The organism is Streptomyces sp. WG7 (genome assembly GCF_049975785.1).
Taxonomy (GTDB): Bacteria; Actinomycetota; Actinomycetes; order Streptomycetales; family Streptomycetaceae; genus Streptomyces.
Genome location: NZ_JBNGGE010000071.1, coordinates 21,410 through 30,208, shown reverse-complemented (window position 1 = coordinate 30,208; position 8,799 = coordinate 21,410). Strand labels below are relative to the sequence as shown.

The following is an 8,799-nucleotide window of genomic DNA, read 5'->3' as shown; positions in this document are numbered from 1 at the left end:
GACGCCGACGGCGGGGTGCTGGTCGACCTGGAGGGCCACGGCCGTGACAGCGACCGGCCGGACGTGGACCTCTCCCGTACCGTCGGCTGGTTCACCCGTGTCCATCCCGTACGGCTCGACGTCACCGGCTGCGGGGACGACCCCGCGGACGCCGTCAAGCGGGTCAAGGAACAGCTGCGGGCGGTTCCCGGTGACGGCGCGGGGTACGGCCTCCTCCGCCACCTCAACGCCGGCACCGCGCCCGTGCTCGCCGGTCTCGCCCGGCCCCGGGTCGGCTTCAACTACCTCGGCCGCACGCCGACGTCCGCCTCCCCGTCCGGCGCCGACTGGTCGCCGGTCGCACAGCCCGGGGGACCCGGCGCCGATCCGGCCACCCCGCTCGCGCACGCCCTGGACATCAACGCGGTCACGGTCGACGGGGCGGACGGTCCGGTGCTGTCGGCGACGTTCGCGTGGGCGGGGGAGCTGTTCGACGAGGCGGAGGTGCGGGAGCTGGCCGAGCGGTGGCTGCGGGTGCTGGAGACCCTCGCGGGCACGGATGCCGGGGCAGGCGGGCACACGCCGTCCGACTTCCCCCTCGTACCCGCCCTGACCCAGGAGCAGGTGGAAGCCCTGGAGGCCGCGTACCCCGGCCTGGAGGACGTCCTCCCGCTCTCCCCGCTCCAGGACGGCTTCCTGTTCCACGCGCTGTACGACGCCCAGGACACCGACGTCTACACCGCCCAGCTCGTACTCGACCTGGCCGGCCCCCTGGACGTGCCGGTCCTGCGCGAGGCGTGGACGGCGCTGTTGCGCCGGCACGCCAACCTGCGGGCCGCCTTCGTGCACGACGCCACCGGTACCCCCGTCCAGGTCGTCGTGCGCGACCCCGGACTGCCCTGGCGCACCGTGGACCTGACCGGCGTACCGACCACGGAGCACGCCGTCCGGCGTGACCGCGTCGCCGAGGAGGAGCGGTCGGCCCGGTTCGACCTGTCGCGGCCTCCGCTGCTGAGGATCGCGCTGGTCAAGCACGACGACGACCACCACAGCCTCGTCCTGACGCCGCACCACATCCTGCTCGACGGCTGGTCCATGCCCGTGCTGCTCCGCGAGATGTTCGCGCTGTACGCGGCACGGGGCTCGGCGGCCGGACTGCCCGCCGTCACCCCGTACGGCGACTACCTCGCCTGGCTAGCCGCCCAGGACCGGGAGGCCGCCAGGGCCGCCTGGACCGCCGAGCTGGCCGGGCTGGACGAACCGACGCTGCTCGCCCCCGGGGCGGCCGGCACGTCCACGTCCGAACCGGGCCACGTCACCCTGGAACTGCCCTCGGACACGGTCGAGGCCCTGCACCGGCTGGCCCGGGAGGCGGGCCTGACGGTCAACACCCTGGTGCAGGGCGCCTGGGCGGTGCTGCTGTCCCGTATGACGGGCCGTGACGACGTCGTCTTCGGCGCCACGGTCGCGGGCCGCCCGCCGGAGGTCGCCGGGGTCGAGTCCATGGTCGGACTCTTCATCAACACGCTGCCCGTCCGGGTCGTCCTCGACCCGCGGGCGACCGTCCGCCGGACGCTCACCGGACTCCAGAGCGGCCAGTCGTCCCTGATGGCCCACCAGCACCTCGGCCTGAGCGAGGTCACGAGGCTGTCCGGCCACCCCGCGCTCTTCGACACCCTCGTGGTCTTCGAGAACTACCCGGTCGACCGGGAGTCGCTCGCCCCGCGGGAAGGCGCCTTCGGGCCGCGGCTCACCGGGGTGAAGGGCCGGGACGCCACCCACTACCCGCTGAGCCTGATCGTGACCCAGGGCCCCCGGACGACCGAAGGCTCACCGGACTCCCCGGGCGGTGCCCTCACCCTCCGCCTCGGCTACCAGCCCGCGCACTTCGATCACGCGGCCGTGACCGCGCTGGCCCAGCGGCTGGGCCTGCTGCTGCGGGAGTTCGCCACGGAGCCCGGCCGGAGGCTGGCGGCCGTCGACGTGCTCCGTGACGAGGAACGCGACCTGGTCCTCACCCGGTGGAACGACACGGCGGTGCCCCTCGCGCCGGCCACCCTCCCCGAGCTGTTCGCCGCCCAGGCCGCCCGTACCCCCGACGCGCCGGCCGTCGTCCACGGGACACAGCGGCTGACCTACGGCGAGCTGGCCGCCCGCGCCTCCGCCCTCGCCGGCCGACTGCGCCGGGCCGGAGCCGGACCGGAGACCCGTGTCGCCGTCGCCGTGCCCCGCTCCGCCGAGCTGGTCACGGCCCTCCTGGCGGTACTCGAGACGGGCGCCGCGTACGTCCCCGTCGATCCGGGCCTTCCGGCGGAACGCGTCGCCCTGCTCCTCGAGGACACCGAACCGGTCCGCATCCTGGTCACCGAGGCGGTGGCGGCACGGTCCCCGCTGCCCGCGGGTGACACACCCGTCCTCGTCGTGGACGCCGACACCGGCGACGGGACGCCCACCCCCGCGACGGGCACCGCCCCCGCGATGGGCACCACCCCCGTGATGGGCACCACCCCCGCGATGAGCATCACCCCCGCGTCGGACACCGCTCCTGACCCGCGCAACCCCGCCTACGTCATCCACACCTCCGGCTCCACCGGCCGGCCCAAGGGCGTCGCCGTCTCGCACGAGGCCGTCGTCAACCGCCTGCTGTGGATGCAGGACGCGTACCGGCTCACCGCCGGGGACCGGGTGCTGCACAAGACCCCCACCGGTTTCGACGTCTCCGTGTGGGAGCTGTTCTGGCCGCTCGTCACCGGCGCGGCCCTGGTCGTCGCCCGTCCCGACGGGCACCGGGACCCGGCCTACCTCGCGGAGCTGATACGCGCCGAACACGTGACGACCGCGCACTTCGTGCCGTCGATGCTCGGCGCGTTCCTCGACGAGCCCGCCGCGGCCGGGTGCACCGGACTGCGCCGGGTGGTGTGCAGCGGTGAGGAGCTCCCCGCCGACCTGGCGGCCCGCTTCCACACCGTGCTGCCCGAGGTGACGCTGCACAACCTGTACGGCCCGACCGAGGCGGCCGTCGACGTCACCCACTGGGACTGCGAACCGGACGCCCGGGGCCCCGTGCCGATCGGCCGGCCGGTCTGGAACACCCGGGCGTACGTGCTGGACGCGGCGCTGCGTCCGGTGCCGCCCGGGGCCACCGGCGAGCTGTACCTCGCCGGGGTACAGCTGGCGCGCGGCTACCACGGCAGGCCCGCCCTGACCGCCGAACGCTTCGTCACCGACCCGTTCGGACCTGCCGGGGCCCGCATGTACCGCACCGGCGACCTGGCCCGATGGCGCTCCGACGGCGCCCTGGAGTACCTGGGCCGCGCCGACCAGCAGGTCAAGGTGCGCGGGGTACGGATCGAGCCGGGCGAGGTCGAGGCGGTCCTGCGCGCCCACCCCGGCGTCGCCCGCGCCGCCGTCGTCGTACGGGCCGACGGACAGGGCGAGGCCCGGCTGATCGCCTACGCCGTGCCCGCCGTCGCCGGCCCGGCCCCCGCGCCCGTCGAACCGGCCCTGCTGCGGCAGTACGTCGCGGACCGGCTGCCGGAGTACATGGTGCCCGCGGCCGTCGTCACCCTGCCGGACCTGCCGCTCACCGTGAACGGCAAACTGGACCGCGGGGCGCTGCCCGAACCCTCGTTCACCGCGGCCGGAGACGGCCGCCCGCCGCGCGACGCCGAGGAGCGGCTGCTCTGCGAGCTGTTCGCCGAGGTGCTCGGCGTGGACCGGGTCGGCCCCGAGGACGGCTTCTTCGAGCTGGGCGGGCACTCGCTGCTCGCGGTCCGGCTGCTGGGCCGTATCCGCTCGGCCACCGGCTCCGGCTCCGGCTCCGGTTCCGGTACCGCCCTGGGTATCCGCTCGCTGCTCGACGCGCCCACTCCCGAGGCCCTGGCCCGTCTGCTGCGTTCCGGCGGCGGGCACGGGACCGCGGCCGAGGAGGCCACGCGGGCCCTGGAGGTCCTGCTGCCGCTGCGCGCCACCGGCACCCGGCCGCCCTTGTTCTGCGTCCATCCGTGGGCCGGGCTGAGCTGGCCGTACGCCGGCCTGCTCCGCTCCCTCGGCGAGGACCGGCCGCTGTACGGGCTCCAGGCCAGGGGGCTGGCCCGGGACGAGGAACCGTCCGCGTCCGTGGGCGAGATGGCCGAGGACTACCTGGCCCGGATCCGCGAGGTCCAGCCCGAGGGCCCGTACCACCTGCTGGGCTGGTCCTTCGGCGGCCTGGTGGCCCACGAGATGGCGGTGCGGCTGCGCGAGGCGGGGGAGGAGGTCGCGCTGCTGGCCCTGCTCGACGCCTACCCGCCGGACGCGACCGCGACCGCCGCCGTCGCCGTTGAGCGTGCCGAGGCCGACGGCTCGCCCTCGCGGGACTGGTCGGACGGCGACGTCCTCGCCCGGCTGCTGCGGTTCCTCGGCCACGAGGCGCCCGGCTTCCCGGACGGCGGCCCGGTGGACGCCGAGGCGGCCCGCGAGGTCCTGCGGCGCGAGGGCGCGCCCCTCACCGACATCCCGCCGCGCACCCTGCGGGTGTGGCCCGGCATCGCGGCCCGCCACGCCCGGCTGCAACGGGAGTTCGTCCCCCGTCACTTCGACGGTGACGTCCTGCTGTTCACCGCCGAACCGGACCCGGGGACGGACGCGCCGGCCCCCGCGTCCTGGGCGCCGTACGTCGGCGGACGCCTCGACCCGCACCCCGTCGCCTGCGGCCACCACGACATGACGCTGCCCGGCCCCGTCACGGAGATCGGCCGTGCCGTCGAGGAACGCCTGGTGAGCACCGACCGCCCCCGCACCCCCTGACCCCTGTCCGACCGCCCCACCCCCACCCCCGACCTCTGTCCAACCGACCACCCCCACCCCTGGCCCCTGTCCGACCGGCCCCACCCATCCCAGTACGGAGCACCCCCATGACCAACCCCTTCGAGAACGACGACGCCCAGTACCTGGTCCTCGTCAACGACGAACTCCAGCACTCCCTCTGGCCGGTCTTCGCCGACGTCCCCGCCGGCTGGACCGTCGCCCTCCCGGCCTCGAGCCGCCAGGAGTGCCTCGACCACGTCGAGAAGAACTGGACGGACATGCGGCCCAAGAGCCTGGCCGACGCCATGGCCGAGCAGTGACCACCCCGGACCCCCACTTCAGGCCCTCGACCACCCCGAACTCCCACTCCCGGCCCTCGACCACCCCAAAACACCCCGTGAGGAGAACGACATGACAGACACCGCACCCGCCGCCCCCCTCCGCGTCGGCCACGTCGAGCTGTACGTCACCGACGCCGAGGCCGCCGCGGCGGCCTTCACCGACGGCTACGGCTTCCAGGTCTGCGCCACCGCCGAACGCGGCGGCCCCGAGGGCGCTTCCCGCTCCCTCGCGCTGCGCCAGGGCGACATCGTCCTCGTGGTGACCCAGGCGCTCGACGACCGCCACCCGGCCGCCGCCTACGTGGCGCGGCACGGCGACGGCATAGCCGACATCGCGCTGACCGCCCGCGACGCCCGCGAGGCCTTCGCCGACGCCGTCTCCCGATCCGCCACGCCCCTCGCCGAGCCCGCCGAGCGGGAGGGCTGGGTCACCGCCGTCATCGCCGCCGGCTTCGACGACGTACGCCACACCCTGGTCCAGCGGCCCGCCGGCGACACGGACGCCGCCGTCCCGCTGCCCGGCTTCGAACCCGTGGCCGGGTCGGCCGCCTCCGGGGAGCCGGCGCCGGTGGGCCTGACGGTCCTCGACCACGTCGCGGTCAGCGTCCCCATGGGCCGGCTGGCCGAGACCACCGGCTACTACGAGCGGGTCTTCGGCTACGAGTCCGTGTACGAGGAGCTGATGGTCCAGGGCACCGAGGCCATGGACTCCAAGGCCGTCCGCAGCCCCGCCGGGGACCTCACCTTCACCGTCCTCGCGCCGAGCCCGGAGCACGACGCCGGTCACATCGGCGACTTCCTGGAGCGGCACGGCAGCGGCGGCGTGCACCACCTGGCCTTCGCCACCACCGACATCATCGGCACCGTCGACCGGATGCTCGAGCGGGGCATCGTCTTCCTCGGCACCCCCGACACGTACTACGACCGGCTGGAGCAGCGCCTGCAGCTGAACCGCCACTCGATCGCCGAGCTGCGCAAGGGCCGCATCCTCGCCGACGAGGACCACGGCGGCCAGCTCTTCCAGATCTTCACGCGGACCGTCCACCCCAAGCGCACGGTCTTCTACGAGATCATCGAGCGCGCCGGCGCGGACAGCTTCGGCGGCGGCAACGTCCGCGCGCTGTACGACGCCGTACAGGCGGAGAAGGCCGAGCACGAGGCCGCCGCGAACGCCGACGGGGAGACCGCATGACCGACCCGGCACTCGCCGGCCTGCTCACCCCCGCCGACGCGGAGGCCCTGGCGGCGGCGGTCCTGCCCGCCGCCGTGGAGCGCTTCGTCGGCGGGGCGGCGGGCGCGGAGCTCACGCTCCGCGCCAACCGCGCCGCGTTCGACCGGCTCCACCTCGTCCCCCGGGTGCTCGCGGACGTCTCGTCCGTCGGCACCACCCGCACCCTGCTCGGCACGGAGAGCGCCCTCCCGGTCGCCGTGGCCCCGATGGCGTACCAGCGGGCCGTGCACCCGGACGGAGAACTGGCCGCCGCCCGCGCCGCCCGGGACGCCGGTGTCCCGTTCACCGCGTGCACCTTCAGCAGCACCTCCGTGGAGGACATCGCCGCCACCGGCGCCACCACCTGGTTCCAGCTGTACTGGCTGCGCGACCGCGGCCACACCGAGGAACTGCTTCAGCGCGCGGAGGCGGCCGGCTGCCGCGCGCTGATGCTGACCGTCGACACCCCGAGGATGGGACGCCGGGCGGCCGACATGCGCGGCGCCTTCGCCCTGCCCGACGGGGTGTCGCCCGTGCACTTCGGTCCCCGACCCGACGGTGTGCCGCGCACCGCGAGCAGCGGCGTGAGCGCGGTCGCCGCGCAGACCGCCAACGTCGTCGACCCGTCCCTCGGCTGGGCCGACCTCGACTGGCTGCGCGAACACACCCGGCTGCCGCTGGTCCTCAAGGGCGTGCTGGACCCGGCCGACGCCGAACGCGCCGCGGCCTGCGGTGCGGACGCGCTGGTGGTCTCCAACCACGGCGGCCGCCAGCTCGACGGCGCCCTGCCCGCGCTCGACGCCCTGCCCGCCGTGGCCGAGGCCGTCGCGGGGCGGTGCGAGGTGCTCCTCGACAGCGGGGTCCGCAGCGGTACGGACGTCCTGAAGGCCCTCGCCCTCGGCGCGGACGGCGTGCTGCTGGGCCGTCCCGTGCTGTGGGGCCTGGCGGCCGGCGGGCACCAGGGCGTGCTCAGAGTCCTCCAACTGATCGGCGAGGAACTGGAGTCGGCGCTCGCGCTGGCAGGCTGCCCGGACCTCGCCGCGGCGGCCCGGCTGCGCACCGTGGCCGGCCCGGGAGAGGAACCGCGATGACCGCGACGACCGCGATGGCCACGGCGAGCACGGCCACGCACGGCCTGGACCTCAGCGCGCTGCACCCCGCGGTGGGCGACCCGCTGCTCTCCTCGATGAACTTCCTCAACGAGATCGCGGGCCGCCACCCGGACGCGCTCTCCCTCGCCGCCGGCACACCGTACGAGGGGTTCTACGACGTCGAGGACATCCACCGCGCGCTGCGGGTCTTCGGCGACCATCTGCGCACCGAACAGGGGTACGGCGAGGAGCGGGTCCGGCGCACCCTGCTCCAGTACGGACGCACCAAGGGCATCATCCACGAGCTGATCGCCCGTCAGCTGTCCGTGGACGAGGGCATCGACGTCGACCCGGAGGCCGTCCTCGTCACCACGGGCTGCCAGGAGGCGCTGTTCCTCACCCTGCGGCTGCTGCGCCGCGACGACCGCGACGTGCTGCTGGCCGTCACGCCCGCCTACGTCGGCGTCACCGGGGCCGCGCGCCTCCTGGACCTGCCGGTGCACCCGGTCGCCGAGGGCCCGGACGGCGTCGACCTGGACGACCTGCGGCGGCGTATCGGCGAGGCCCGCGCCGCCGGGCTGCGCCCGCGCGCCCTGTACGTCGTCCCCGACCACGCGAACCCCTCGGGCATCCGGATGCCGGAGCCGGTACGCCGCGGTCTCCTCGACCTCGCGGACCAGGAGGACATCCTCCTCCTGGAGGACAACCCGTACGGTCTCTTCCCGCGCCGGGGGCACCGGCTCCCGACCCTGAAGGCGCTGGACACCGCACGCCGTGTCGTCCACCTCGGTTCACTGGCGAAGACGGTGTTCCCGGGGGTACGGATCGGCTACGCGGTGGCCGACCAACCGGTGGAGTCGGGACCGTACCTGGCGGACCTGCTCGCCAAGGCCAAGAGCATGGTCACCGTCAACACCTCGCCGATCGCCCAGGCCGTGGCCGGGGGCAGGCTGCTGGAACACGGGTGCAGCCTGGTCCGCGCCAACGAACGGGAGAGCGAGGTGTACCGGGAGGGCCTCGACCGGATCGTCGACGGGCTGGCCCGCCGCTTCCCCGACCCGTCGGCCTCCGGGGTGAGCTGGAACAGTCCCGAGGGCGGCTTCTTCGTCGTCGTCGACGTGCCGTTCGACGTCACCGACGCGGTCCTGGAGCGCTCGGCCCGCGACCACCGCGTGCTGTGGACGCCGCTGCACCACTTCTACGACGCGGCGGCGTCGGAGACCGGAGCCGGCGGCGGAGCGTTGCGCCGTCTGCGCCTGTCGTGCAGCGCCCTCGGACCGGAGGACATCGAGGAGGCGCTCGACCGGTTCGCCGCCTTCGTCCGCTCCGCCTGAGCACAGTGTGTCCGGCCGCGCAGGTCGCACCGGCCACATAGGCCAGAAGATGCCAC

The 8,799-nt window shown here is 74.9% G+C and carries 5 protein-coding genes; all 5 read left to right on the top strand.

The genetic code is table 11. From position 1 onward, the window contains the following. On the top strand, positions 1–4,767 hold a 4,767-nt coding region (locus ACP4J0_RS36205), incomplete at its 5' end, for an amino acid adenylation domain-containing protein (protein WP_426603353.1). Between the two features lie 107 nt (positions 4,768–4,874). Beyond that, entirely contained in the window at positions 4,875–5,087 is a 213-nt protein-coding gene (locus ACP4J0_RS36200) for an MbtH family protein (RefSeq protein ID WP_426603351.1), read from the top strand. Positions 5,088–5,178: 91 nt separating this feature from the next. Continuing rightward, complete coding sequence (gene hppD, locus ACP4J0_RS36195; RefSeq protein ID WP_426603349.1) at positions 5,179–6,300, top strand: 4-hydroxyphenylpyruvate dioxygenase; 1,122 nt, start codon at positions 5,179–5,181, stop codon at positions 6,298–6,300. Continuing rightward, positions 6,297–7,409 carry an alpha-hydroxy acid oxidase gene (locus ACP4J0_RS36190; RefSeq protein ID WP_426603347.1) on the top strand — a complete coding sequence of 371 codons (1,113 nt, stop codon included), beginning with the start codon at positions 6,297–6,299 and terminating at the stop codon, positions 7,407–7,409. The genes hppD and ACP4J0_RS36190 overlap by 4 nt, the downstream gene beginning before the upstream one ends. After that, complete coding sequence (locus tag ACP4J0_RS36185) at positions 7,406–8,743, top strand: PLP-dependent aminotransferase family protein (RefSeq protein WP_426603345.1); 1,338 nt, start codon at positions 7,406–7,408, stop codon at positions 8,741–8,743. The genes ACP4J0_RS36190 and ACP4J0_RS36185 overlap by 4 nt, the downstream gene beginning before the upstream one ends. The last annotated feature ends 56 nt before the right edge of the window (positions 8,744–8,799 follow it).

Coding starts and splice junctions, on each gene's coding strand:
- hppD (WP_426603349.1), top strand. CDS start 5,179: ATGACAGACACCGCACCCGCCGCCCCCCTCCGCGTCGGCCACGTCGAG.
- ACP4J0_RS36185 (WP_426603345.1), top strand. CDS start 7,406: ATGACCGCGACGACCGCGATGGCCACGGCGAGCACGGCCACGCACGGC.
- ACP4J0_RS36200 (WP_426603351.1), top strand. CDS start 4,875: ATGACCAACCCCTTCGAGAACGACGACGCCCAGTACCTGGTCCTCGTC.
- ACP4J0_RS36190 (WP_426603347.1), top strand. CDS start 6,297: ATGACCGACCCGGCACTCGCCGGCCTGCTCACCCCCGCCGACGCGGAG.